Source organism: Bacillus sp. GW823-FHT06B01, assembly GCF_058952315.1.
In genome coordinates, this window is record NZ_JBXAHR010000001.1 from 25,573 (window position 1) to 51,795 (window position 26,223).

26 protein-coding genes and 1 pseudogene are annotated in these 26,223 nt (G+C 34.8%); 16 read left to right on the forward strand and 11 right to left on the reverse strand.

The window, feature by feature from the left end:
* Positions 1-143: 143 nt before the first annotated feature.
* Positions 144-1,469 (reverse strand): erythromycin esterase family protein, encoded by a 1,326-nt coding sequence (locus AC1Q8N_RS00170; RefSeq protein WP_048544754.1) that lies wholly within the window; start codon positions 1,467-1,469, stop codon positions 144-146.
* A 361-nt stretch (positions 1,470-1,830) separates the two neighbouring features.
* On the opposite strand from AC1Q8N_RS00170, the gene AC1Q8N_RS00175 reads away from it, so the two are divergent.
* The 8 genes and pseudogenes from AC1Q8N_RS00175 to AC1Q8N_RS00210 form a co-directional block, all read left to right on the forward strand.
* On the forward strand, positions 1,831-2,709 hold the full coding sequence (locus AC1Q8N_RS00175; RefSeq protein WP_048544756.1) for a CPBP family intramembrane glutamic endopeptidase: 879 nt from the start codon (positions 1,831-1,833) through the stop codon (positions 2,707-2,709).
* 363 nt (positions 2,710-3,072) lie between these two features.
* Positions 3,073-4,140 (forward strand): glycoside hydrolase family 113, encoded by a 1,068-nt coding sequence (locus tag AC1Q8N_RS00180; RefSeq protein ID WP_098077719.1) that lies wholly within the window; start codon positions 3,073-3,075, stop codon positions 4,138-4,140.
* 89 nt (positions 4,141-4,229) lie between these two features.
* Positions 4,230-4,421, forward strand: coding sequence for a DUF378 domain-containing protein (locus AC1Q8N_RS00185; protein ID WP_000670803.1), 192 nt, complete (start codon positions 4,230-4,232; stop codon positions 4,419-4,421).
* Positions 4,422-4,631: 210 nt separating this feature from the next.
* On the forward strand, positions 4,632-5,714 hold the full coding sequence (gene serC, locus AC1Q8N_RS00190; protein ID WP_098124355.1) for a 3-phosphoserine/phosphohydroxythreonine transaminase: 1,083 nt from the start codon (positions 4,632-4,634) through the stop codon (positions 5,712-5,714).
* 12 nt (positions 5,715-5,726) lie between these two features.
* Positions 5,727-6,899 (forward strand): 3-phosphoglycerate dehydrogenase family protein, encoded by a 1,173-nt coding sequence (locus tag AC1Q8N_RS00195; RefSeq protein WP_087984206.1) that lies wholly within the window; start codon positions 5,727-5,729, stop codon positions 6,897-6,899.
* A gap of 15 nt (positions 6,900-6,914) precedes the next feature.
* Positions 6,915-8,162 carry a DUF1015 domain-containing protein gene (locus tag AC1Q8N_RS00200; RefSeq protein ID WP_098124352.1) on the forward strand — a complete coding sequence of 416 codons (1,248 nt, stop codon included), beginning with the start codon at positions 6,915-6,917 and terminating at the stop codon, positions 8,160-8,162.
* 143 nt (positions 8,163-8,305) lie between these two features.
* Positions 8,306-8,815 (forward strand): DUF4303 domain-containing protein, encoded by a 510-nt coding sequence (locus AC1Q8N_RS00205; protein ID WP_098069122.1) that lies wholly within the window; start codon positions 8,306-8,308, stop codon positions 8,813-8,815.
* A 72-nt stretch (positions 8,816-8,887) separates the two neighbouring features.
* A pseudogene (locus tag AC1Q8N_RS00210) lies at positions 8,888-9,025 on the forward strand (enoyl-CoA hydratase); the annotation flags it as partial.
* Positions 9,026-9,244: 219 nt separating this feature from the next.
* On the opposite strand, the gene AC1Q8N_RS00215 reads toward AC1Q8N_RS00210, so the two are convergent.
* From AC1Q8N_RS00215 to AC1Q8N_RS00235, 5 genes are all read right to left on the reverse strand, one after another.
* Positions 9,245-9,655 (reverse strand): DUF3224 domain-containing protein, encoded by a 411-nt coding sequence (locus tag AC1Q8N_RS00215; protein WP_098069121.1) that lies wholly within the window; start codon positions 9,653-9,655, stop codon positions 9,245-9,247.
* 75 nt (positions 9,656-9,730) lie between these two features.
* The gene (locus AC1Q8N_RS00220) at positions 9,731-10,762 is read right to left on the reverse strand and encodes a S66 family peptidase (RefSeq protein ID WP_098820496.1); all 1,032 of its coding nucleotides are present in this window, start codon (positions 10,760-10,762) and stop codon (positions 9,731-9,733) included.
* A 644-nt stretch (positions 10,763-11,406) separates the two neighbouring features.
* Positions 11,407-11,694: a hypothetical protein gene (locus AC1Q8N_RS00225; RefSeq protein ID WP_048544770.1), complete on the reverse strand. Its 288-nt coding sequence runs from the start codon at positions 11,692-11,694 to the stop codon at positions 11,407-11,409.
* Complete coding sequence (locus AC1Q8N_RS00230) at positions 11,691-12,794, reverse strand: tetratricopeptide repeat protein (protein WP_098124351.1); 1,104 nt, start codon at positions 12,792-12,794, stop codon at positions 11,691-11,693. Before AC1Q8N_RS00230 ends, AC1Q8N_RS00225 begins: the two co-directional genes overlap by 4 nt.
* Positions 12,795-13,079: 285 nt before the next feature.
* Entirely contained in the window at positions 13,080-13,490 is a 411-nt protein-coding gene (locus AC1Q8N_RS00235; RefSeq protein ID WP_098124350.1) for a hypothetical protein, read from the reverse strand.
* Positions 13,491-13,959: 469 nt separating this feature from the next.
* Here AC1Q8N_RS00235 and AC1Q8N_RS00240 point away from each other — a divergent pair, with 469 nt between their 5' ends.
* Positions 13,960-14,601 carry an ATP F0F1 synthase subunit alpha gene (locus tag AC1Q8N_RS00240; protein ID WP_098124349.1) on the forward strand — a complete coding sequence of 214 codons (642 nt, stop codon included), beginning with the start codon at positions 13,960-13,962 and terminating at the stop codon, positions 14,599-14,601.
* A gap of 177 nt (positions 14,602-14,778) precedes the next feature.
* Here AC1Q8N_RS00240 and AC1Q8N_RS00245 read toward each other — a convergent pair whose 3' ends face one another.
* A complete protein-coding gene (locus AC1Q8N_RS00245) occupies positions 14,779-15,033 on the reverse strand; it encodes a SunI/YnzG family protein (RefSeq protein WP_048544777.1) in 255 nt (84 codons plus the stop codon).
* Positions 15,034-15,307: 274 nt separating this feature from the next.
* Between AC1Q8N_RS00245 and AC1Q8N_RS00250 the strand changes: the two genes are divergently transcribed.
* From AC1Q8N_RS00250 to AC1Q8N_RS00265, 4 genes are all read left to right on the forward strand, one after another.
* On the forward strand, positions 15,308-15,577 hold the full coding sequence (locus AC1Q8N_RS00250; protein WP_048544779.1) for a 2TM domain-containing protein: 270 nt from the start codon (positions 15,308-15,310) through the stop codon (positions 15,575-15,577).
* Positions 15,578-15,915: 338 nt separating this feature from the next.
* The gene (locus AC1Q8N_RS00255) at positions 15,916-16,755 is read left to right on the forward strand and encodes a YitT family protein (RefSeq protein WP_000747489.1); all 840 of its coding nucleotides are present in this window, start codon (positions 15,916-15,918) and stop codon (positions 16,753-16,755) included.
* A gap of 181 nt (positions 16,756-16,936) precedes the next feature.
* A complete protein-coding gene (locus tag AC1Q8N_RS00260) occupies positions 16,937-17,614 on the forward strand; it encodes a response regulator transcription factor (protein ID WP_088110328.1) in 678 nt (225 codons plus the stop codon).
* 1 nt (position 17,615) lies between these two features.
* The gene (locus tag AC1Q8N_RS00265; protein ID WP_048544781.1) at positions 17,616-18,992 is read left to right on the forward strand and encodes a sensor histidine kinase; all 1,377 of its coding nucleotides are present in this window, start codon (positions 17,616-17,618) and stop codon (positions 18,990-18,992) included.
* Positions 18,993-19,158: 166 nt separating this feature from the next.
* Here the strand turns inward: AC1Q8N_RS00265 and AC1Q8N_RS00270 are convergent, their stop codons facing one another.
* Both AC1Q8N_RS00270 and AC1Q8N_RS00275 read right to left on the reverse strand, forming a co-directional pair.
* A complete protein-coding gene (locus AC1Q8N_RS00270) occupies positions 19,159-20,418 on the reverse strand; it encodes an MFS transporter (protein ID WP_493520983.1) in 1,260 nt (419 codons plus the stop codon).
* A 69-nt stretch (positions 20,419-20,487) separates the two neighbouring features.
* The gene (locus AC1Q8N_RS00275; protein ID WP_088122595.1) at positions 20,488-21,111 is read right to left on the reverse strand and encodes an ArsR/SmtB family transcription factor; all 624 of its coding nucleotides are present in this window, start codon (positions 21,109-21,111) and stop codon (positions 20,488-20,490) included.
* 185 nt (positions 21,112-21,296) lie between these two features.
* Between AC1Q8N_RS00275 and AC1Q8N_RS00280 the strand changes: the two genes are divergently transcribed.
* Both AC1Q8N_RS00280 and AC1Q8N_RS00285 read left to right on the forward strand, forming a co-directional pair.
* On the forward strand, positions 21,297-22,361 hold the full coding sequence (locus AC1Q8N_RS00280) for an ABC transporter permease (RefSeq protein ID WP_098048344.1): 1,065 nt from the start codon (positions 21,297-21,299) through the stop codon (positions 22,359-22,361).
* Positions 22,361-23,032 (forward strand): ABC transporter ATP-binding protein, encoded by a 672-nt coding sequence (locus AC1Q8N_RS00285; RefSeq protein WP_000202604.1) that lies wholly within the window; start codon positions 22,361-22,363, stop codon positions 23,030-23,032. The genes AC1Q8N_RS00280 and AC1Q8N_RS00285 overlap by 1 nt, the downstream gene beginning before the upstream one ends.
* A 64-nt stretch (positions 23,033-23,096) precedes the next feature.
* Here the strand turns inward: AC1Q8N_RS00285 and AC1Q8N_RS00290 are convergent, their stop codons facing one another.
* Together AC1Q8N_RS00290 and AC1Q8N_RS00295 are read right to left on the reverse strand one after the other, a co-directional pair.
* A complete protein-coding gene (locus AC1Q8N_RS00290) occupies positions 23,097-24,215 on the reverse strand; it encodes an LPXTG cell wall anchor domain-containing protein (RefSeq protein WP_048566079.1) in 1,119 nt (372 codons plus the stop codon).
* A gap of 150 nt (positions 24,216-24,365) precedes the next feature.
* A complete protein-coding gene (locus tag AC1Q8N_RS00295) occupies positions 24,366-24,947 on the reverse strand; it encodes an ATP-binding protein (RefSeq protein ID WP_142346286.1) in 582 nt (193 codons plus the stop codon).
* A gap of 216 nt (positions 24,948-25,163) precedes the next feature.
* Here AC1Q8N_RS00295 and AC1Q8N_RS00300 point away from each other — a divergent pair, with 216 nt between their 5' ends.
* Positions 25,164-26,084 (forward strand): class I SAM-dependent methyltransferase, encoded by a 921-nt coding sequence (locus AC1Q8N_RS00300; RefSeq protein ID WP_493520984.1) that lies wholly within the window; start codon positions 25,164-25,166, stop codon positions 26,082-26,084.
* Positions 26,085-26,223 lie beyond the last annotated feature (139 nt).

The following is a 26,223-nucleotide window of genomic DNA, read 5'->3' on the forward strand; positions in this document are numbered from 1 at the left end:
TTTAATGGGCAGTAAGACCCCCACCTCAAAATGCAGCGAAAGCAAAGAATTTAGGTGGGGGATCAACTGCCCATAAAAGTCCGATTGGTTCAACTAATAATCAGTGGGGGATGAAGAAAATCCCCACTGATTAAAGTTTCACTTTATTTAATATGAGATGGACTTGTTTTTCGAATATGAAAAATAATATCAAATTGCTCAAGCAATGACGTATCAAAGTATGCCGATTCGTTCGGTAAGAGTCGTGCCCCTATACTTAGTAATGGTCTTTTTGCTTTAACCCATTTCTTTGCTGGTCCTTTAAGGTGACGGTTATCCAATAAAAACATTTTATATGGTACTTTTCCGAGGGTATAATTGAAACTATTTACATCTTGTGGAATCGGATCCGTTATAATCTTATCTCCGGTGTCATTGTATAAGGTGAAATTCCCTTCCGTAGTTGTACTGCCAATTGTGACATAATTATTGTCTAAACGTTCCTTCAAATACTGCCCCGCAACATAAGGGTATAATTTCTCATCGATAATTCCTTTAGCTATATGAATATTGTGTCCCCATACCATCGTTTTACCACCCAATGTCTCTTGTGCCCACATTGCATGATCGGCCAAGTATTGCTCATGTAGCTTTAACATACTTGGATAGTCGTTAGGAATTAGCATTGTGGTATATTTCTCTATTACACTTGCCGTTGCTTTCGCCCAGATGTACTCAGGTGAAACTAATTCTGTTTTGGCTTGCCCATTCTCATCTTTTAGTAATTGGACTACTCTCTCAGCGTTTGCTTTGAACTTTTCTTTTATTTCAGGAGCAAGATTCATATATTCCTGTAAACCTCCATTAAAAGCCGACAATTCTTTATAATTTTCTTCTACTTCTGCCAGCAAATCTGGTCGATGCAGCCTTACATAATCAATTACTTTATTAAAGCAACCTTGGTCCAACTCCTTAAAGTCAAGCCCAATAAATTGAATCTTTTTTTTATTGGATGGATTAGCATTATAATCTTTCATCCACTCAATCATGGCTATAATTTCATCAGTAGGATATAACAAGTTTAAAAATTCCCTAGGATTTCCTTTTCCTGTTTGGATATATTCATTTAACTTTAAGCCGTTTCCCCAATCTTCTTCCATTGTGAAATTTGTAAAACCCATCTCAGTAACTAAATATTTCACAAGTCGAAACTTCATAGTGAAAATTTCAGAGCTTCCATGAGTATTCTCTCCTAATCCTACATATTGTGCGCTCCCAATCATTTTCTTAAGTGGTTTTAAATCCTCAAATGATTTTGACGGCTCTATCGTTTTTAATGGGTAAGCCTGTGATTGTATTGATTTAACTATATTTTTTTGTATGGATTGACCTGAATTTTCGACTGCTACTGTTTGAGCCTTTCCTACTTCTACACATCCTGTGACTAATAAAGCTGTACTAACCATTGCAATGATTCTTTTCTTATTCATTTTTTTCCACCTCAATTGAATTATTTGTAAAAGCAAGATTGATTCATTGTACTTGCACGAATCAATTGCCTTAATTCAATTGTTATTTATTCCATATCATATTTTCTAGTTACATATTGTCATAAGGTTAATTGACACAGGTCATTTGCTAATCATTACATTTTTGTACTATCGGCTATGACAACTTATAAATAATAATTACATTGATGAGTCGTAAGTAAGACTAGATTATAAATTTGGGAGGGATTTTAAAGATGGATTAATCTGTATGCCAAAATGTTTTTATTCTAAGTCGTGTCTGTGGAAATGATAAGAAGTAAATTCGATAAACAAGTGAATAAAAGGGGAAGGGCGGATTACAATGATATTAAACGTAAAATCGTTCCACAATAAAGATAAAATCCAACGTGCTAAAATAGGACTTCAACTCTTTCTGAGTATTTTAATCATTACTTCTATTATCCTAAATGTAGTAGTAATAATTACGAAAAGTATGCCGCTTATTGTGGTATATATGTTTACCCCAGCAATTTCCTCTATTTTGACTCGCATAATACTGAAAGAAGGGTTTAAAGATGTATCTTTTAGTCTCGGTAACTTAAAGATATGGAAGGGGATCGGTTTTGCTCTGCTAATACCTATGATTATTTGTGGAATTACGTATTCTATCGCCTGGTTGAGCGGAATTGCGAGGTTTCAGCATCCCGAAGGTGGTATGTTAGAACCGATCTACAATATGTTTGGACTGCAGTATGTAACGGCACCATTCAGTTTCATTTATCTAGTAGTATTGAGCGGCATTTTCGGAAGTTTGCTTAGCTTAATCCCAGCTTTGGGAGAAGAAATGGGTTGGCGAGGTTATATGCTCACAAGACTAGTCGATGCAGAGTTTTCACGGCCCATCCTTATTAGTGGATTGATTTGGGCAACGTGGCATGTTCCAATAGTTATTGCTGGTCTATATGTAGCGGGACCATCTGTCGTTCTTTCAGTACTTGGTATCTATCTTTGTATTGTGCCATTCGGTTATATTATAGCTTATTTACGACTTATCACAGGTAGCATTTGGCCTTCGGTTATCATCCATGCTACTTGGAATGCCATTATTCAAGGACCTTTCGCACGTGCAAGTACAGGATATCAAACTGAGATTTGGATTGGAGAATCTGGCTTGATAACCGCTAGTATTATCTTAATTACTGCAATAATTACGTCTCGAATAGTAAATTTCACTAAATAGCATACGGATGTGTTTTAAATTCAATTAGTGAAATATGAGGAGGCACAATTATGAATGTTCAAAGACATGAAAGTAATACAAACAAAAAACGAATATAGATAAAAATTTAATTATACGAAAAAGTAGATTCAGTTAGGGTATCAGAAAAAATTAAATAACTTCAATTGTAAAAAGATAAGAAAGGAGCGGAAATACGCTCTTTTTTTATTTACCTTACTATTTTTAGGAGGTTAGTATGAATAAGATATGGATAAAGGGTGAATAGCATTTTTATTGATGAAATTTCATTAAATATTCTTGTGGAATATATGTGAAACATTGTATAGAATAAGCAAGAATGCCAAAAATTATAGGGGGAAAGTTGTGAAGAAAAATAAGAGTTTAATAAGTTTTTTAGGAGTGTTTATTATGTTGTTTTCTTTTTGTTTTCAAGGAAATATACAGGCAGATGTGAATACTGTTCAATCAGGAAAGATAAAGTCAGGGAATGTAACGGTATGGGAAGTTGGAAATGTGGCGAAAGTGTTAGCTGATGTAGAGCGCTTAAATTTAAATACAGTAAATGTACCGATTCAGGTAGATATTCCGAATGTAACTTCTACGAACATGGTAATTAATCAAGCGCAAAAGCAACAGGCTATTCTTTTAATTCAAGAATTATTAAAGCGTAATATTCAAGTTATTGTGGAACCGTTCCCATATATTCAGCAAGGAAATGTTGGGGAAACGGAATGGAATCCGAGTAATATTAATGATTTCTTCTGGAATTGGAAAACGGTTATTCTACAAGACATCTTTAATTCAATTACAAGTAAATACAATGTGTACGGGCTCAAGATTGCTTCTAATTTTGTGAATATGGAATATGCAGAAGGATATTGGAGCGATACGATTGATTTCGTCCGTCAGCAGTATAAAGGAAATGTTTTGTATCAAATGAATTGGTGGTTAACAGCAAGCTTTGATCCTTCTTATGAAGCGAAGTTTAAAGAGAAAATCAGTCGTCCGTATTTAAAAAAGGTGGATATTGTAAGTATTGATAGTTGGTTTGAAGTTTCAGGAAAAAGAAATCCAACATATGAAGAAGTAAAGAAAAGTTTATTTGCGACGACAGTGTATAATCGTGGGCAAAATGTTGTGCAGCAGTTGGAACAATTACATAAAGCAACAGGAAAACCGGTTTACTTTGGTGGATTTAACGTTCCGGCACGTGAACTTGGACTACAAAATCCGTGGAATCCAGATGTATCTAATGTGTTTTCAAAGGACGTACAATTAAACGGATGGCGTGCTTACCGAGATGTATTAGAACCAAAACCGTATTTTAAAGGTTTTTCAATTTGGTTTATTGGCTCTCATAATAGTACGCATGCGTATCAAATACATAGTAAAGAAGCAGAGGCAGTTATTAACGGCTGGTACCGAAAATAATTTTTATAAAGTAGGTAAGTTTTGAATTTTACCACATATATTTCTAGTGAAAGGCCTTTCACCATCTTATCACCTAGGGGGCAATCATAATGAAATTTTTGTCTTACCTTACAGTAATTTTGGTGATTCTTGGCGGTTTGAATTGGTTGTTTGTAGCGTTAGATTACAATGTAGTTGAGAAATGGTTTGGTTCTATGCCGGCGCTTGTGGACACTATTTATTGGCTCATTGGTCTTTCTGCTATTTATCAAATTTTTGATCGGTTCTTCACGGACAATTAGCAATTATACTTTATTACTAGAGTGTTAAGTACGATTATGTACTTAACACTTTTTTGTATGTTTATAAAAAGTAGTTTGCACATGCAAGCGATTCCATTGCGTCTTACGCCGTAATAATAGAAAACAAATTGACCACGTATTATATTTCAGGTTATAATTCAGAAAGTTTAAAAATTAATAAAAATAAGAAATAGGGAGGTTATCAGGGTGATGGAGAGAGTATATAATTTTTCAGCTGGACCATCAATACTCCCTTTGCCAGTTTTAGAGAAAGTGCAAAAGGAGCTTGTAAATTATAACGGGACAGGCATGTCTATTATGGAAATGAGTCATCGATCTTCTTATTTTCAAAGTATTATAGATGAAGCGAGTAGCCTAATTCGTGAATTAATGAACATTCCTGATGAGTATGAAGTACTGTTTTTACAAGGCGGTGCGTCATTACAATTCTCTATGATACCGCTGAATGTAATGAATACGTACAAAAAAGCAGGGTACGTATTAACTGGCTCATGGTCTAAAAAGGCGATGCAAGAAGCTGAAAAAATAGGGGAAGTACAAGTGCTTGCTTCTTCTGAAAAAGAGAAGTTTACTACAATTCCTAAACTGGATGGTTTACCAAATGATGAAAAACTAGATTATGTACATATTACAACGAACAATACAATTGAGGGTACGAAATATGTAGACATTCCACGTTTAGATAGAGTACCGCTCGTTGCGGATATGTCCTCAAATATTTTATCAGAACAATATGATGTTACGAAGTTTGGTCTTATATATGCGGGAGCGCAAAAGAATTTAGGGCCAGCGGGCTTAACGATTGCTATTATAAAAAGAGATTTAATTGGGGGAGCAGATCGCTCTTGTCCTACGATGTTAAACTATGAAACTTACAGCAAAAATAACTCCTTATATAATACACCGCCATCCTTTAGTATTTACGTAACGAAACTTGTACTAGAGTGGTTGAAAGAGCAAGGCGGGGTATCTGCGATTGAAGAACAGAATAGAATGAAATCTTCACTTCTTTATAATTTCTTAGATGAATCAAAATTGTTTACTTCACCAGTTGATCCTACGTATCGATCACTTATGAACATTCCGTTTACAACACCGTCAGAAGAGCTGAACAATGAGTTTTTACAAAAAGCGAAAGAACGCAGCCTTGTTACGCTAAAAGGCCATCGCTCAGTCGGTGGTATGCGTGCAAGTATTTACAATGCGATGCCAGTACACGGTGTACAGCAATTAGTAAATTATATGAAGGAATTTGAGCTTGAGAATAGATAGGGAGATGGGGATATGTTTCGTGTTCAAACGTTAAATCAAATTGCGGAAAAGGGTTTGCAAGTACTTAGCGGAGAGCGTTATGAAGTAGGGGATAGAATGGACCACCCAGATGGTATTTTACTTCGCAGCTATTCTTTACACCAAGAAGAATTTTCAAAAGACTTAAAGGCGATTGCAAGAGCTGGTGCTGGTGTAAATAATATTCCTGTCGAGCGATGTACAGAAAAAGGGATTGTAGTATTTAATACACCAGGAGCGAATGCCAATGCAGTAAAGGAACTTATTATCGCCAGCCTTATTATGTCTTCACGTAACATTATTAACGGTGTAAGCTGGACGAAAAATTTAGAGGGTGAAGAAGTACCGCAGCTTGTTGAATCAGGAAAAAAACAATTCGTTGGATCAGAAATTGCAGGGAAACGTCTAGGTGTAATTGGCCTCGGCGCAATCGGTGCTTTAGTTGCGAACGATGCGTTAGCTTTAGGGATGGACGTTGTCGGATATGATCCTTACATTTCAGTTGAAACAGCATGGCGCCTTTCTACACATGTACAAAGAGCATTTAGTTTAGATGAAATTTTCGCAACATGTGATTATATTACACTTCATATTCCTCTTACGAATCAAACGAAGGGAATTATTGGTGAACACGCTGTAGAGAAGATGAAAAAAGGTATGCGTTTATTCAATTTCTCTAGAGGAGAACTTGTAGATGAAAATGTTCTTCAAAAAGCGTTAGAAGAAGATGTTATTACGCATTACGTAACAGACTTCCCGAATGAAAATGTGATAAAGATGAAAAATGTAACAGCGACGCCTCACCTTGGTGCATCTACATCTGAATCAGAAGAAAATTGTGCAATCATGGCAGCGCGCCAATTACGTGAATATTTAGAGACAGGAAATATTCGTAATTCAGTAAACTATCCAAACGTCGAACTCCCTTATATCGGAAAGAAACGTATTACAATCATGCATCAAAACGTTCCGAACATGGTAGGACAAATTACAGGATGTTTAGCAGAACATCATATTAATATTGCGGATATGATTAATCGTAGTAAACATTCTTGGGCGTATACAATGATTGATATTGATAACGGAATTGATGATATAATAAAAGAGAACATTGTGGAAAATATAAGCAAAATTACAGGTGTTGTAGCCGTTCGAATGATTGTGTAAAGGAGAGAGGAAAACTTGGCAAAAATCCGACCGTTTCGGGCCATTCGTCCAGTAGAAGAAAAAGCAGCGGAAGTTGCAGCTTTACCGTATGACGTATTAAATAGTAAAGAGGCAAGAGAGGTTGTAAAAGGGAATCCGTATTCTTTCTTACACGTTGATAAAGCAGAAATTGATTTAGACCCGGCACTTTCACCGTACGATGATCGTGTATATGAAAAAGCGGGTGAAAATTTAAATCGATTTATACGAGAAGAAGTATTCATACAAGATGAAGAGCCATCACTGTACATTTATGAACTGACGATGGAAGGAAGAACGCAGTCAGGTCTTGTCGTTTGTACATCTATTGATGAGTATGAAGATGATACAATTAAAAAACATGAAAGAACGCGTCACGAAAAAGAATTAGATCGTATTCGTCACGTAGATGTGTGTGACGCAAATACGGGTCCTATCTTTTTAACGTATCGTACAAAAGAAGAGATAAAGCGTTTCATTGCCAGCTGGAAAGAAGAACATGCGCCAATCTATACATTTACAGCAGAAGATGGCGTGGAGCATGTTGCCTGGAAAATAGTTGATGAGGATGTAATTGCTACTTTAGTAAACTTATTTGAAGATATTTCTAATCTTTATATTGCAGATGGGCATCATCGCTCAGCATCAGCAGCAAAAGTAGGGCTCATGCGAAGAGAACAATATCCAAATTACACAGGAGAAGAAGAGTTTAATTTCTTCCTATCTGTATTATTCCCTCACGATGAATTATCCATTTGGGACTATAACCGAGTTGTAAAAGACTTAAACGGCTTATCAGAAGAACAGTTTTTAAAGCAAATCACGCAATACTTTTATGTAGAAGAAGCAGCTGTTTCTCCGTATAAACCAAATGAGCCAAAAACATTTGGTATGTATGTAAACGAGAAATGGTATAAACTAACAGTGAAAGAGGAAACGTTTGATGCGAATGATCTCGTTAAAGGTTTAGATGTATCTATTCTGCAAGATCATTTATTAAGCCAAGTACTTGAAATACACGACCCGCGATCTGATTCACGCATTGACTTTGTCGGAGGAATCCGCGGATTAGAAGAACTAGAACGCCTTGTAAATAGCGGTGAATATAAAGCAGCGTTTTCATTATATCCGACATCAATGGAAGCTTTATTATCAATCGCAGACGCTGGAGAAATTATGCCGCCGAAGTCAACGTGGTTTGAACCGAAACTTCGTAGTGGGTTGTTTGTACATTCTTTAAAGTAAATATAGACTTCTTTAGATTGAAAAACCGAAATGATTATAGTTTCGGTTTTTCTTATTTTGACTCAGTTAACGTTACATGTTGATTTTCATGTTAAGATTGAAATATGTAACGACAGGTCGCTACAAAAAACGGAGGAAATACGATGAAAATGCAACTGCAAGAAAGTTTTTATGTTGAGTTGAAAAATGCAATTCGTTGTCATTATAACGAAATTATAACTAGTTGCGGTGTTGACACAATATATGGGTACTCCATATTAACAGACGATTGTGTCAATAGCATTGGACCAGTGGCTAATAAAGAAAGACTAATCAAAGTTAATAAGTCGGACCCTTTATACAATTATTATAGATACGGAGCTGTTGAGTGGAGCGAATGGGAAGATTTTGAAATGTTTGATGAAGTGCACAAAATTATCAAGAAATATCATGATATCGTCGAAGATGACTTTAACATACGAGTAAATACACTGTTGAAAGAAACGTTAAATGTGTTAATGGAACTTGAATTAGAAGGCTTGTTTGGAGACAGAGATGATAATCGATTTATTGTCATTTGTGTAACTGATTCATCGAACGAAATCATGATTGAATCAGCTCGATTGCTTAATACATTAAAGACATACGAAGAATATGCTTCAGAATTTGCATAAGAATGAATATAAGTAAAACTGCGCTCTATAAGAGGCGATTTTCATTTAATCAAAAGTCACAAATTAATAGTAACAATTCGTTGTGACGTAACTATTGAACAATTTGAGCCCGATGAAAAAAATCGTACAAAAATTATTGCGATGTTTATATGTAGGAATCAACTTGAAAAAGAAGTTATGCAGGGGAGTTTTTCTGGGATTATTCTTTAGTTAGTAGGAAAAGTAATGAATAGGTGGGGGGCACATGCCTCTCGGGCTTAGATTTTTAATTCCCCCCATAACGAAAATTTTATGCATTGCTGGATACTGATAATAAGACGTTATGTAATATACTCTGTTCTTTTCTTAACTAATAGAAGAATAGTTGAATAAGCTTGTCAACAAAAAAAGGACATTCCTAGTATTATAAGAAATGTCCTTTCCACTAAATTATAGGATATTTTGCTGGAATTCAAACTCTAAAATTAGTTTACTAGTTTGACCTGTAAACTGATAATTATAGGACCCTCTCAGATTTTCTAAGTTACCAGTAGCTTTAATAATTGTTCCTGGGGAATTTAGATTTCCTTTATCGAATATTCCTTGCTCTATAGCTGTAAATGTTCCTTGTTGCCCCTTATAAATTCCTTCAAAGTGTAAAAATCCAGAAATTTTAGCAGTAGCCAAGTGACCATCATTTATATTTGAATCTAAATAATATAATAAATATTCAACAAAAGCTTTTCCTTTTAATTCACCATCAATTTCATATTCAACATGGGCAATATTAATAGGGAAATCTTTTCTAGTATCATCGATTAGTTTTTCATCCCATTTACTTACTGTAAATGTTACTTCCATACACGTAATCTCCCTCCAATTATATACTTTTAAAAAGTATCAATTCACAGTCATATCTCATAGGAGTGTTTTTATTTATTCCACGCCACTCTCTAAAATAGAGAAAGACCCATTTTCACAATCAATTTCTGCCATCGCACCGTAAGGTAAAATAAACTTCGGCTCGGTATGACCAAAATTTAAATTATAAAGAATCGGCAAATCTTCTAAGTTATGTTCTTTCATAACTTGCAGTATTTCGTGTTTATATTCTTCATAATACATTTCGTCTTTTGGTTTACCAAAAATGATACCTTTTGCTTTTTGGAGAATGCCTTGCGCTGCATAATTTCGTAACCAATACTTTATATAACTTGGTTCTGGATGATCTTCAGAAGTTTCAAAGAAGATAATACTATCCTCCCAATGTTTTTTCTCAGGCCAAAGTTCTGTTCCTTTTGCAAATTCCAATACTTCTATACAACCACCAATTAAGCGTCCTTGTAAGGTAGTAGAGCCTTGAAGTAGTTCATAGCCATTGTTTTGTTGCATCGTACGCCTTGTATCTTTATTTACCTCTATCCATTCTAAACGCTCACTCGTCCATTCATGAGCTGGTTGAATTTCGCCAATTGTCTCATTTGAAAAGAGAGTCCGATTTACCATTTCAACCGTATATGGATCCATCTCTATATTTTCGGCAAAATCAGTTAAAATTGCTGGACCGTAAAAAGAGGAAATTCCTGCTTTATGACAAAACAAGTGTGAAATGGTAACGTCAGAGTACCCCATAAAAATTTTCGGGTTTTCACGTATTACATTAAAATCTATATAAGGAAGTAAGCGAATGCTATCTTCACCGCCAATATTCGCAATAATTGCTTTCACGCGCGTATTTTTAAATGCTGTCATTAAATCTTCCGCACGAGCTTGTGGATTGTTATAAATGAATTCGCTACCTTTTAAACTATTTGGCATGGGAACAACCGTAAGACCGAAAACTTCTTCTAATCTCTTTACTCCTTGGTCATATCGCCATCTTATTTCAGAATCACCTGCGCCTCCCCATGAAGGGCTTACTGTTGCTACGATATCACCTGGTTGTAATCTGTTTGGTTTTATTAACATGTTAACTCCACTCCTACATAATGTAATGGACTACGACTGTACAAACTGTAGCTTTGAAAAAATATGATGCATGACATTATTTTCTTCATCATCAATCTGTTTACCTGCTGATATTCAAGAATTCAGTCTTAGTGTTGAATTGCACTTGAGAATTACAGTATGCAACATTGTGTGAGAAAGAGGGTTGCTATTTTCTGCAATCTGTAACTGTAATGATTATAAGTTGGTCGTATTCAATCCAAAAAATAAAATCTTCATGAATGGAGAGGGGGATAGCTTTTCCTGAACAAGAAAGCTATTGCCTTTAGGCACTTGGGATGAAAGTGGGATTGGATCTGGAGTGGCACTAAAAATTGCAACGTTCGTGGTACTTTAAGTGTCTGAAGTATAGGGAGTTTCTTCGTTTTTTTGTTGGGGTTTTTAGGGGAGTATTTTTTAATTATTAGATAGAGAGATAAAATGAAAAATACACCTAATTACTAGGTGTATTTTTTAGACTTGAAAACCACATATGTATTGAAAATTTCTCTTGGGTAGAGTGTATCACAATAGAAATCATGTATATACATAATATTCGTTACATCGAATGGTTTCCTTGTAAATATATGAAAATGGTAAACTAAATAGATTTCAATTTGGGTAACTTAAATATCTGTACCATGTTCAGTGTTAGAGGGAGCCCCGCCAGTATGTCCATGAGCTTCAACTTTTGGAGCAGGGAAATGTGCATGCCCTTCTTGTTTAGGAGCTCCACCAGTGTCACCGATGTTTAATGCAGGAGCCCCGCCAGTATGGCCCTCAGAAAAAGAAGGAGCTGGAGGAGACGGGAAGTGAGTATGTCCAGCTTGATTTGTGAAACCTGCATTTAATCCAAATGCAGCAATACCCGTAAATGCAATACCTACAGCGATTTTACCAATTGTTCTTTTCATTTCTTTAACCCTCTTTCATTTGATTTTTTTGCTACTGTACTATTAAAAAAGTATAAACTTGCTTTCTCATGTTGTTGTTTGTTATAAAATGCAAGAGCTAGTTTTTCAAGATACTCAGAAACATAGATATATAAAGATTCTTTATTAAAGTATTCAATTCCTTCTAAAACAATCGGTTCAATTTTATCTAATTCAGTTTGATTCGTGAAAGCTTCTAATATAGCAAAGTGATGTTTATGCTCTTCATTACCAAGTTCAGAAATAAGTTGTTTCCCTATTTTAATGTAGTGGTTTGCTTTGTCGATAAGTCCTAATTTTTCATGTTCTTGTGCAAGTAAGAATATAGCTTTGTAGTGAGATGGGATTTTTTCAACAACTTGTGTCAAGTGACGGATCGCTTCTTCAGAAAGATTCTGGCTAGCATATAGATGACCTAGATTACCGCGCACATACAATTGTAATGATTCTTCATTTAATTTTTGGAGAATATCTAACGCTTTGTTATAGCTTTCCTCAGCTTGTTCAAAATGTCCTACGTCTACATAAGAAGCACCAAGTACACTTAAACAGGATGAAATATTTCTTTCACATCCGTGTTGCGTTTCAAAAAATTCTAATGCTTTAGAAGCATTTACAATCGCAAAACTTGGTTGTTGTTGGTGACAATGATAAGCAGCATATCGGTAATAGAAATCAGCTTGTTCAATTTGACTATGTCCGGATAAAAGTGCCTGTGCTTTTAAGAAACATTCTTCTGCTTCTTGATAATGATTAATTGCTGCAAAATGAATCGCCTTATAATAATGATATAGATAAGATAAGTGTGTATCTTCTGGTTTTTCTTGGTCTTCTATGATTTGAAAACTATCTTTCGTGATTGATAGTCCATCTGTCAGAGCTGTATGTCGGAATTGGAGTAATGCGTAATATAAGTGATAAAGTGGAATTGTTTCTGTTTCTTTCAAAAGCATTTCTTCATGTTCTTTTTTAGCTTCTTGAAACTGAATTTGTGCTTCCTTAACGTTTTGCGTTAAGATTGCATGGTACCAAGCTTCTAAATGTTTTGTTGTATATGTATGTCCCTTCAATGAAATGTTCATATTAGCCCCCTTGTATATTTTTTTATATAATTGTAACTATAATGGTAACACGATTAAAAGTAATTATATGGAATTTATTGTTGATAAAAAATATTCAGAATTATATAGGTCGGTAAAACCTGTCAGTCCATGTGTTTTTATGAAGAAAAGGACACAATTGACTATAGAATCTTAATGAAATGATGCCACATGCACAATGCTGAAATAAAAGTTGAGAAAGTATGCATGAGGTGTGAATAGGGTAAGAAGGTAAAAATCCTAGCTACAATAGCTAGGATTTTTGTGTTAAATAGTCTCACCGTGAGCTTCTTGTTTCGGAGCAGGGAAATGTTCGTGCCCTTCAAGCTTCGGAGCAGGAGTATCGCCTACATTTAAAGCAGGAGCGCCAGTATTACCATGCGCTTCTAACGTAGGAGCAAAGAAGTCAGCGTGACTCTCTTTTTTAGGAGTCATTCCTTCTCCATGAGTATTTGTATAAGAAGGAGCCCAAATGTCGCCATGTGAATCTAATTTCGAGCTTAAATCAGCATGTGTCTCTAGTTTAGGAGCAGCGAAATCAGCATGGCTTTCTAATTTCGGAGAAAAAGTTTCACCGTGCTCAGCTTTTACAACGCCGCCGTCCCCAATATTTACACCAAAAAGACCAAAGCTAAACACTGATAACCCTACAACAGCTGTACTAATTTTTCTTTTCAATCTATCTCTCTCCTTTTGCTATGGTTTTCCATTTTGTCTAAACGTGGTAGATAAAATGAAATATATCGTAAAAAATTACCAATTATATTACGATATACGAATAATTCTGTGTAATATTTTGTAAAACCTCCTTGAAATTTGAATTTTAAAAAATAAAATTCGACATCGTTCATTTTTCAATTAGTTGAACAGATTTTAATCGAGTTTCTATAAAGGTATTTGCTAACCTTAGGACCGAAAGCAGTTCGTAATTTCTTTATACCGTGCTCATAAGGTTATTTTAGCTTTGAATTAAATTAACTATTATAATTCGAGAATTTAGCCCTCTTGCTGTATATTTAAAAGTTACAGTATGCAACATTGCATAAGAAAGAGGGTTGCTATTTTACATAACCTGTAACTATAATAGTTACAGGTTGGTCGTATCCAATCAAAAAAATAAAATCATCATGAATGGAGATGTTTCATAATGGGTATGAAAAAAATAATTTTAGCAGGTGCTTTAGGTATCGCAGCATTATCAGGAACAAATTTACCAGGATTAGAAGTAACAAAAGCGAGTGCAGCTTCTATTGAATCGAACTTCTCGACGTTAGAAGGACGAGTAGTAGAAGTAGATAACGGTGTAATTGTTGTGAAATCTAAGCAATACGAAGAACCTGTTAGTGTATACATGGATACTTTCTCAAATGTGAAAGTAGGAGATGAGGTTAAAGCTACTGGATCTATGATGCGTAATTTTACGGAATATATGGTTGCAACTGCAATTGAAAATACAACAAACAAGTTAGGCATGCACATGAAAGAAGATGGTTCTCCTGATTATGTGATTGGGGAAGTATCAAAAGTAGGAACGATGGAAGATGGGGGAGAAGGTTCTACTAAATATGTCGTAGTGGAGTATCCATCGCTAAACGGGAAAAAAGTTATTATTGATGTTTTCTTAACGAAGGGACAAGTGTTTCATACGGGTGAGAAAGTAAAAATTGATATGAAGTATGTGGGCTGGGGTGGAAGTTCTATTAACTGGAACACAACGGACAATATTGAAAAAGTTCATGAGGTAAAGAGCAACGTTGAAAATAATGATGATGTTTGGATTTGGTCTTAATTAGAATTCTGTAATTAACAAATATATCCCTTAGTACCCAGCAAATTGTCATACACATGATCATTTGCTGGGTACTTTTTGTTTATTTTTACATCATTGTATCTATAATAATTTTTAAAATGCGGGTATACAGTTGAATCGAATAAACCCATATAGACAAGTATTTTATCCTATTGCTTATGCATTGATTTTATTCAAAATTGAGACTCTATTGGTCGTAAATAATAGATAATTTTGTTTTACTGTTCTGATTAAAATCCGGTCTGTTGTAGCGTATGCTGTTCCAACTCGGATTACGTTTTCTTCTTCTACACCAGCATAGGTTTCATCTTCTGTAACTTCAATAATTTCACTTAATGGAATTTGAATCTTAGCTAGTTGCCATGAAATAATTAATTCTCCATCTGTTTTTTTGATATCGATACCTAGCATGTTACCAAAACCTTCCTGTATTAAAATATGGCTATTAATTTTATTATACAGATTTAAAGGGTTTATTTCTATTGTGAAGTTTGATTTTTCAATTTTTTCACAAGGTATCGTACTACGAACAAAAAAGGGTATCCACTAGCACCTGCAATCTTCCTGAAATGAAGACGATCTTTTTTATTTTGTGAATTTTTGAGAATAAGAGATTTTTGATTAGAATATGATGTTTAAATCGGAGCGAATTTAAAAAATACAATAATGAAAGAGGTGTTTATATATGGAGCAAGATGAGAATTATTTACGAGCTAAAAAAAGGGTGGAGAATTTAAAAGCGTTTTACATTCATTTAACGGTGTATATACTAGTGAACGTAATGCTTTTTATTATAAATATAATCTCTGATTCCAGTAAATTGTGGTTTTTATATCCACTTGCAGGTTGGGGAATCGGTATTGTTATACATGGTTTGACAACTTTTCCAGTTGGGATATTCGGAAAAGAGTGGGAAGAACGAAAGATTAAAGAATATATGGAGAAAGATAAGTAAATTTATTTCTGGAATGTATGAATATAAATCTCTGTGATAACATGTTTGATGCGAAGTCTATTCTATAGCTTCGCCTATTTGTTTTGTATTCGAAGTTTGTACGAGTGAGTGTTCATATTCATTTTTTAGCATCAACTGCATGTGAAATCAAAACTTTACTTGTAGTACATAATAAATACAGTTGTTTTACTTTTTAAATTACATGTGGATATAGGATAAAGTTGTTTTATCATCCTATATTAAAATAAAAATAAACCACTGTTCGATTTGAATATTCCACGATATAATGGTGAGAGTTTATGACAGAATAAATATTTACATAAGAAGTGAGGTACTGTATGAAAAAAAGAACGACAGACATTATTTTTATTATTATTGGTGCATTTCTTTTTGCGTTAGGTGTCAATTTGTTTGTTATCCCGAACGAGTTTGGTGAGGGTGGAGTAACTGGTATCACGATTATTACGTATTATTTATTTGAATGGTCACCAGGCTTAGTTAACTTAATTTTAAATGCGATTTTGTTAATAGCTGGTTATAAATTTTTAAATAAGATTACAACAATTTATACGATTATCGCTGTAGTTACGAACTCGCTATTTCTTCATTTGACAGAAGGTTGGACGATTACTTCGGATGAAATGCTTGTAAATGCCATTTTCGGAGGAATATTTATTGGGTGCGGGATTGGTCTTATTATTCGAGTTGGCGGAACAACAGCAGGTACTACCATTTTAGCAAGGATGACGCATAAATATTTAGGATGGAGCATTAGCTATGGTTTATTGTTCTTCGATTTAATCGTTGCATTTTCATCTTATTTCATCATTGGTGCAGAAAAACTGATGATAACAATTATTATGCTATATGTAGCAACAAAAGTGATGGAGTTTGTAATTGAAGGTTTAAATCCGAAGAAAGCCATTACGATTATTTCTGATAACCCGAATGAAATTGCCGGGAAGGTAACTACCTTAATGGGCAGAGGGGTTACTGTGTACTCAGGTCATGGCTATTACACGAAAACGCCGAAGGAAATTCTTTATGTTGTTATTAATAAGCAAGAAGTAGTCAAGCTAAAACGGATTGTTCAAACTACAGATCCGGCTGCGTTCATTGCTATACACGATGTTCGTGACGTATTTGGAGAAGGATTCGTTGATATTTCTAAAGCATAGAAATTACTTTTCATTAAAATAATCTTAATACTAAAACGTAAGAATCTATTTTGAATAATCTTTTTTCAAAATAGATTCTTTTTATTTATCTTAAAATGTTGGTTTGTTTTTCTTTTTCTTGCAAAAAAACCAATTGTTTCTTAATGTAAGAAATGTAGAAGGATGAACAAGAGAGGGTTTAATGAAGATGATACATATTTTATTAGCTGATGATGATAAGCATATTAGAGAGTTGTTACATTACCATTTACAAAAAGAGGGGTTTACAGTTTTTGAAGCAGAAGATGGAAAGGTAGCGCAAGACGTATTAGAGAAAGAGAATATTCACCTTGCGATCGTAGACATTATGATGCCGTTTGTTGATGGCTATACGTTATGTGAAGAAATCCGGAAGTATCATGATATACCGGTTATTTTATTAACTGCGAAAGATCAGTTAGTTGATAAAGAAAAAGGATTCATTTCTGGTACGGACGATTATATTGTAAAACCATTTGAGCCAGCTGAGGTCATTTTCCGTATGAAAGCTTTATTGCGCCGTTATCAAATGCTGAGTGCTGATATGATTACGCTGCACGGAACGACTATTGATCGAAAAGGGTTTGAAGTGAAGTGTAACGGTCAAACGATTCTGCTTCCATTAAAAGAATTTGAGTTGTTATCGCAACTGGCTAGTTATCCTGGAAGGACATTTTCAAGAGAAGAACTAATTGAATTAGTATGGGGAATGGATTTTGAAGGAGACGAACGAACGGTTGACGTCCATGTGAAGCGACTGAGAGATCGTTTTTCAAAACGAACAGATGATTTTCAAATTACGACAGTACGCGGACTCGGTTATAAGTTGGAGTTGAAATAAAATGAAATCACTATACTCTAGATTTGTTTTTATGACGGTTGGAATCATGTTACTTAGCAGTATTATCGGTTTTTTATTAACGAATGTGTACTATCAAGTGAAGTTAAAACCGTACAATAGTGAAAAGATTTTAATGTATGCGGAAGAAGTTAAAGCGTTATATGAAAAGCAAAGTGAAGAAAACAAAGAGGCGTACTTACAGTCTATCGCGAAATTAGGATATGAAATATATATTGTCGATGATCAAAAGAATGGAAAGCGTATTGGCAATGCGTTTCGTAAGACTTCTATTAGCGATGATACTGTTCATAAAGTGTTGCAAGGGGAAACGTTTAACGGCGTTTCTACATATCCAACACGCCTCTTTATTACGGGGTTTTTCGATAATGAATTAATTAATAGTGTCGGTGTGCCGGTAAAACACGGTGATAAACAGTACGCTTTATTCATTCGTCCTGACATTCAGCAACAATTTGGTGAGATGCGAATTTTTCTAGCGGTATTACTAGGGTTTATCGTTTTATTAAGTATTATTTTTATTGCGATTGCAGCAGGTTATATCGTTCGTCCCATTCGTACATTTACGAAAGCGACGCAAAAGATTGCAAGTGGTGAATATGATATCGAATTAGATGGAAATCGAAAAGATGAAATTGGTACATTAGCAACTAATTTTCAAAAAATGACGAAAAGTATTAAAGAATTAGATGAGATGAGACAAGAATTTGTTTCTAACGTTTCTCACGAATTCCAATCGCCGCTTTCTTCTATTCAAGGGTTCTCAAAAACGTTACAGTCAGAAGAGATGAGTGGGGAAGAAAGAAACCATTACTTGCAAATTATTGAGGGCGAAAGTAAGCGAATGTCTAGTTTATGTAAACAGTTACTTACGCTCGCTTCTTTAGATAAAGAAGAAAAAGTATTACAAATAAAAGAATTCAATCTACAAAAGCAAATTAAAGACGTCATTTTTATGCTCGAATGGAAATGGCGTGAAAAAGATATCGCCGTTGAATTTGATGTGCCGGATATTACAATACAAGGCGATGAAAACTTACTTCATCAAGTATGGAGTAATATTTTTACGAATAGCATTAAGTTTTCAAACGACGCTGGAACGATTGAATTTGTTGTAGAAGAATTAGAATCAAGTGTGATGATCTCTATATCAGACAACGGAATTGGTATGGAAAAAGAAGAAATGGACCGTATATTTGATCGTTTTTACAAAGTAGATACTGCAAGAGCGAGAAACGTAGAAGGTAGTGGCTTAGGATTATCAATCGTGCAGAAAATTGTGGAACTGCATAACGGAAAAGTTTCAGTTTATAGTACGAAAGGGGAAGGGACGACTGTTCAGGTGGAGCTTCCGAAATAGATAAAAGAGGCCGTTTGGGAACAGCCTCTTCTTTTGGTCGTTTTTTGTCGATAAGTCGATATAATCGGAAAATCGCTGATATATTATGAAAATCGCCGATATAATCCGAGTTGAGCTGACATATTTGAAAAATCGCTGATATAAATTTCACGTACTGCCACTTCTGCTATAAAACTGTACTTTTCCCACGCTCTACTTTAAACCGAACCCCAAAAGTATCCGCTGTAATCTTATCAGCTTTCGGCAATGCTCGTAATTTTGGATGAAGTAGCCATACGAGAGAAATAAATAAAATACCGATGCTAGCGAGCGCGAAAATGAGTTGGCTACTAAATACATTTGCGGCGTAACCACCAATTAAAGAACCAAGCGGCATAGCAATTGTGCCCATACTTCGCATGACTGAGTTGATGCGTCCAATATACTGATTTGGAATTACAATTTGACTAATTGTCGCAAATAATATGTTGGTTGCACCAATTGGAATCCAGGCTAGACCGAATAAGAGAATAGACAACCACTGAAACGGTACGATCGTAGAGAGAAACCAAAACATAGCACCAGTCGCAAAGCCAATAATAGAGACACGGCCAACATTACGTTTACCAACCCATGAACTGAATAATGCTCCAATTAAACTGCCGGCTGATATAGCGGCTAAAAAGAAGCCATATGATTTCACGCCTCCTAAAGAATCAGCGAAAGAAGGGAGTATCGCCATCGTCATACCGATTGAAAAATTAGCGACTACTGAACCGATTAAGAATACGCCCATTAATGAACGGAAGACGATCGAAAAACCTTCTTTTAAATCAGAGAAATATTGTTTAGTTGAAAGTGATGTATTGGTTTCTGCTTGCTTTGGCATTTTCAATGAAAAGAACAAAAGGGCAGTAATCGCGAATGTAATAGAGTCAATTACATATAAAGTGATTGCGCCAAGTAGTGCTACTAATATGCCAGAAATCGTCGTGCAAATTAAATCAATGCCTTGATACGCAAATGAAAAGAGTGAATTTCCTTTTAATAGTTGTGTTTTATGAAGTAGAAGTGGTAAAGCTTTTGATTGTGCGGGATAGGCGAATTGTTCGATAAAGGCTACGATGGGCATGATGATGAGTAGTAGTTGAACTGTTAATAGATCGAAGTAGTGTGTAATAGGAATGATTAAAATAAGCATGCATTGCAGAACTTGTGTAATGACGAGGGTGTTTTTTATTGACCATCTATCAACGAATGGACCAGTAAGAAATTGTAATGCAGAAGGTAATAATGTAAGAAAACCAGCCAATCCAGAATAAAAAGGATTACCACTCAGCTTATATACGAGCCACATCGCAGCTACATAATACAAGCTATCTCCTATGTTTGTAAAAATTCTCCCTAAAAACAATAAGAGGAAATTCCGGTTTTTTAATATGTCCATTTAATCTACTCCTTTATAAAAAAATTATTTGGTAAAATAAATTTGACCGTTTAAGTAAAAAAAATCGTATTACGATTTTTCTTCTTTTTTCACAAAGCGCTGCATTGCTTTTTCATCGATTTGTAGTGCAGTAGTAGAAATGTAATAAGATTTACTATTTGGATCTTTATCCGCGTCTTTTGCGATATCATTTAATTCAGCCATTAATTCATGAAATTTTTTCACCCACACTTGAAATTGTTCTGGCGTGGCATCAAACTCCCAGCAAGATGAAACATAATTCCACTCAGCTGGATCTTCGCTTACTTTTCGTAATGTAAAAGCTTCTTCTGGTGCAGCGAGAATATGGCTTTTCGTTCTTTCCGTCATTTGTAAAAAGATTTGGCGACCTGATTCGCTTAATATTTCTAAATGAGGTAATAGGTCCGCGGCAGGGGTGAAGCCTCTAGCGACAGATTGATAAAACTTTTGAATGATGCCATTCTTTTCTTCTGTATAAACAATTTCTATAAAACCATTCTTTTCTAATTCTTTTAAATGATAATGAATTTTAGCCCTTGGAATGCCGAATTTATCAGATAGTAGTTGTCCTGTATAAGGACGTTCGCATAGACGCATCATCATTTCGACACGAAGTGGATCGCTTATTGCTTTTAGTTGGCTATAAGTAGTTATTGTTAACATGGGCTTCAACAAGATCAACTCCTCAAATAAAATTACTCGGTCAAGATTATTTGACTGAATTGTATCAAGGATTCTGATTGTTTTCAATACTTTCCGAAAATTAAATCTTCTCCTCTGTAATCTTCTGTTCATATTCCGTTCATATTTCTTTTTTATGATAAGCGTATAGAAAGTAAGAGGAAGGAGCGAGCGAAATGTTTTTAGCTCTGCGTGAATTAAAACAATCAAAATTAAGATATGGATTAATCGGACTTATTATGGTGTTATTATCATTTTTAGTTCTTGTTATTTCAGGATTAGCAAATGGATTATCATATGATAATGCTTCATCGATTCAAAATATGGAGGCAAATAAATTTGTATTAGCGGATGATGCGGAAAATAAATTACTTCGTTCACAAATTAAGAAAGAAGATGTAGATAACGTAGTAAATCAAGTAGGCGAGAAAGAGGCCGTTCCGTTTCGTGTGAAAGTTTCAACTTATGAAAAGAAAGATAGTTCGAAAAAAGTGGATGTCGCTATTTTCGCAAGTGAACGTGATTCATTTTTAGAACCGAAAATTGTAAAAGGTGAGAAATTAGGCACAGCAAACAACGAAATGGTTGCTGATGAATCAATTAAAGAAAAAGGAATCGATATTGGAGATACAATTATTGATCCTGTTTCAAAGAAAGAATTTACAATCGTTGGATTTACGAAAGATCAAATGTTTAGCCATACACCAGTCGTTTATGTAAATGAAGACGTATGGGGAGCTATTTCACAACCAAACCAAAAAGATTATAGTGCGATTGCGCTGAATACAGATAAAGAAATTAAAAATGCACATGTTATCGACAAAAAAGAAGTACTACAAAGTATTCCCGGATTTAAAGAGGAGCAAGGAACATTAACGATGATCATTGCATTCTTACTTGTTATCGCTGCGTTACTAATCGGTGTATTCTTCTACGTCATTACATTGCAAAAAACACAGCAATTAGGTGTATTAAAAGCAATCGGTACAAAAAACTCTTATTTAGCAAATAGCTTAGTCGTGCAGGCGTTATTCTTATCAGTCGTTGCGATGGTAATCAGTATTGTTCTTGTACAAGGATTAGAACAAATTTTACCAGCGGGTATGCCGTTCTTATTAACAACACCGATGATTGCACAATATGCAGCAATCTTCATCGTAATTAGTATTTTAGGAACACTTATTTCGTTATACCAAGTATTAAAAGTTGATGCATTAGAAGCAATTGGAGGCGGAATGTAATGACTTCATTATTAAAATTAGACAAAGTAAGTAAAGTGTACGGAGAAGGGAATACGGAAGTAACAGCCCTTCATCCGATGTCGCTTGATGTGAAAGCTGGAGAATTTATCGGAATCGTCGGTCCTTCTGGATCAGGGAAAAGTACGTTATTATCAATCGCAGGTGCATTATTATCACCTTCAAAAGGGGATATTTACATTCGTGAGCAAAATATTACGAAGTTATCAGAAAAGGAAATGACAGACATTCGTTTGAAAAAAATCGGCTTCATTTTCCAATTCGCAAATCTTGTTCCATATTTAAATGTAAAAGAGCAATTGCTTTATATTGCAAAGCTTAAAAAAGAAAACAAACAAGAATCAGAAAAACGTGCGGATCATTTATTAGCGGCATTTGGATTAGGTGAAAGAAAAAATCATTATCCAAATCAACTATCTGGTGGGGAAAAACAAAGGGTAGCAATCGCTCGTGCGTTCATGAACAACCCAGACTTAATATTAGCGGATGAACCAACTGCAAGCTTAGACTCAAAACGCGCACGTGAAGTTGTAGAAATGATGAAACGTGAAGTGAAAGAAAGTCAAAAAGCAGCAATTATGATTACGCATGATGAAAGAATGCTTGATGTATGTGATCGTATATTGACGCTTAGAGATGGGAAGTTAATATAAAGAAAAAGGACAATCGCACATAAATGTGCGGTTGTCCTTTTTATAAAATATAGTTATAAGGGCCTTATTTTGAGAATAACGCTTTAATTTTATTTCGTGTTACTAATAAAACGCCGCCTAAGACAGATAACATACCTAAAGCCATATTGTTTGATTGCTCACTACCAGCGTTAGGGAGTTCTCTAGCATTATTGTTTGTGTTTGTAGTACCAGTCTTTGTTTCAGTTTGTTTCGCTTGAGATACTTCATTAATTTTGTTATCTACATTTTGCTTCGTAGTATGTACCTCAGCTAATTTGTCATCAATTTTTTTCTCAGTATGTTTAAAGTCGTTGATTTTAATATCTAAGTCTTGTTTTTTCTTTGTTAAATCGTCTGAAACAGTTTGTTTCGCTTGTTTCATTTCGTTAATTTTATTTAGTAAATCTTCTCTAGCTTTTTGTAATTCAGCTAGTTTGTTTTTTACATCTTGTTTAGCTAGTTCTAAGTTAGCGGAAAGACTATCTAAATTGCCTTTAATTTTCTTAAGTTCCTCTAACGTGTTTCCAGTATTCGGCTTGTTTTCTTTTAGCTCAGCAAGTTTGTCCTCAGCAGTTTGTTTCGCTTTCTTTAACTCAGCTAATTTTTCATCTACCTGTTTTTTAACTTCCTTAAGTTCATTAACCTTTTGATCGATATTTTCTTTATGTTGTTTAATTTCATTCACTTTTTCATCGACAGTTTGTTTATGTTCTTTAATCTCATTAACCTTATTATCGATATTTTGCTTATGTTCTTTCACTTCAGCAACTTTATCTTCTACTTGTTTTTTATGCTCTTTAATTTCAGCGATTTTATCTTCGGCGATTTGCTTGTCTTGCTGAAGTTTTGCATCTAACTCTTGTTTACGTTGTTTCATTTCGTTAATTTTTTCATCAGCAACTTGTTTACGCTCATGTAGTTCATTAACCTTCGTATCAACATTTTCCTTAACCTTGTTAAGTTCATTCAATGTTTGATCCACGTTTTCTTTGTGTTGCTGCAATTTCGCATCTAACTCTTGTCTATGTTGCTTAATTTCAGCTAATCGATCTCCCGTACTTTGCTGAGGAGTAGCATCAGTTACTTCCGCATGAGCAGAGTTTGCGCCAGCAATCATTGCTAAAGCTAGTGTAGACGCAGCGATTGTTTGTTTTGTTTTCATATTTTTATACCTCTTTTCTTTCATATGCATGAACTGTTTTGTGTAAAATTGAGCATATAGAAGTAGATTATCTTATCATTATATACCATGTACGATGTCTAGAGGAAGTATTTGCATAATAATCTATCATTATGTAATACTTATAGTCTATTATTTTTGGGTAGGGGAGAGATCTTTAGCTAGATGAACAATTTCTTCTATAGTAGAGTTTACATCCTTACGATTACGAATAACAAACAAATAATCAGCCTCGTTTTCTATAGGATCTACCACATCTTCTTGAAGTGATTCAGACTGTTGTCGATCAAGTACTTCTTTGAAACTAGAATAACCACCTCTAAAAATATTCGTACTTCGCGTGCTTCGAGCTACTCTTTCGTAAAGTACATCATCTGGAATGTCAAAATGAACGAGTATGCGTACATATTCTTCTTTTTGAAACAATTCATTGAGTAAATACATCCGGCCGTTTCGGCTTCTATTTGAGTTACTAATAATAAGGTGTAAACTCGTATGTTCTTTCGCATAATCAACAATGAATTTCGAAAGACCGTGTTTAAAGGTATTGGCGCCTTCAACCGGTTGTAATTTTGCATAATGCGTGTTAATAAATTCTGCTTGGTTATCTTGATCCATAACGAAAGAGTGGGGTAACTCTTTTTCTAGTTCTTTAGCAAATGTAGTTTTTCCGCTGTGTGTTTTTCCTACGGTAATAATGACGAATCGTTTCATATTGGCCTCCATTTGTATTGTTATAATTTGGAACATTCTGTGTGGATCGACAATTTTCCTGCCAGAGTATATACAAAGTGTTGGAGTAGTAACAGGCTGAAAACTTGACAAAAAAACTTATTTATGCTATAATTTACCAATGTGAAAATAAAGTGTAAAATAGGGTTCTCCTGGCCAGGGGAACCCTATTTTTGTTGTGAAAATGAAGGAGAGTGTATGTGCGTGAAACAAGGTGAAGCAAGTGTAACGTCGTTAGTATCAGCATTCGGAAGGGCGTATCATAGTGAATTTGATCGTCCTAAAATCTTTGATGATTATGTAGCTAAAGATTTTATTTCACAAAAAGAACGTAACGATATTGAAACGAATATGGTTCAAGGGATCCGTTTTTTCAATACAGACATTGCTGAGCGGTTTCGAGATAATCCGAAAGAAATATTAAAATGGATTACACAAGTTCAATTATCACCAACACCTTTGGCACGCGCAGCATATTGTGAAAGAGTATTACTACATGAAATTGCATTAGGCGCAAAGCAATACATCATACTCGGTGCGGGCTTAGACACATTTAGTTTTAGACATCGAGAATTAGAAAATAAAATTGAAATATTTGAAGTGGATCACCCTTATACGCAAGCGTTTAAAATACAAAGAGTGAAAGAAATAGAGTATGAAATTCCAAACAACCTTCATTTTATTTCGATGGATTTTACTAAAGATTTCTCGAAGCAAAAATTAGTAAATGAAGGATTTGAAAATAAAAAGACTTTCTTTAGCCTATTAGGTGTTACGTACTATTTAACGAAGGAGGAGCTTTCTAGTTTAATAAAAAATTTATTCGAGATGGTTCCAGAGGGGAGCTCTATCGTATTCGATTATCCGGATGAAAACTTATTTACGGAAAAGGGACTGTCCAATCGAGTGGGAAATATGGTTAAAATGGCTACAGTAGGCGGAGAACCGATGAAATCGTGTTTTTCTTATACCGAAATGGAAGCACTGTTAGAGAAGGCGGGCTTACTCATTTATGAGCATTTATCACCTGAGGATATTCATACATTATACTTTGAAGGACGAAACGATTATTTAAAAGCTTTTGAGACGGTACATTATGTGCATGCGGTGAAGAAGTAGAGGGTTAGTAGGCATGGGGAGGAATCTCTGTGTCTTTTTTTGTGGGAGAACAAGGGGGAAATATTAACTAGGAAGGGAAATTCGATAATGTAAAGAATATGAAGTATGAATGTAATAAATTAAGTAGTAATGCTAAAGG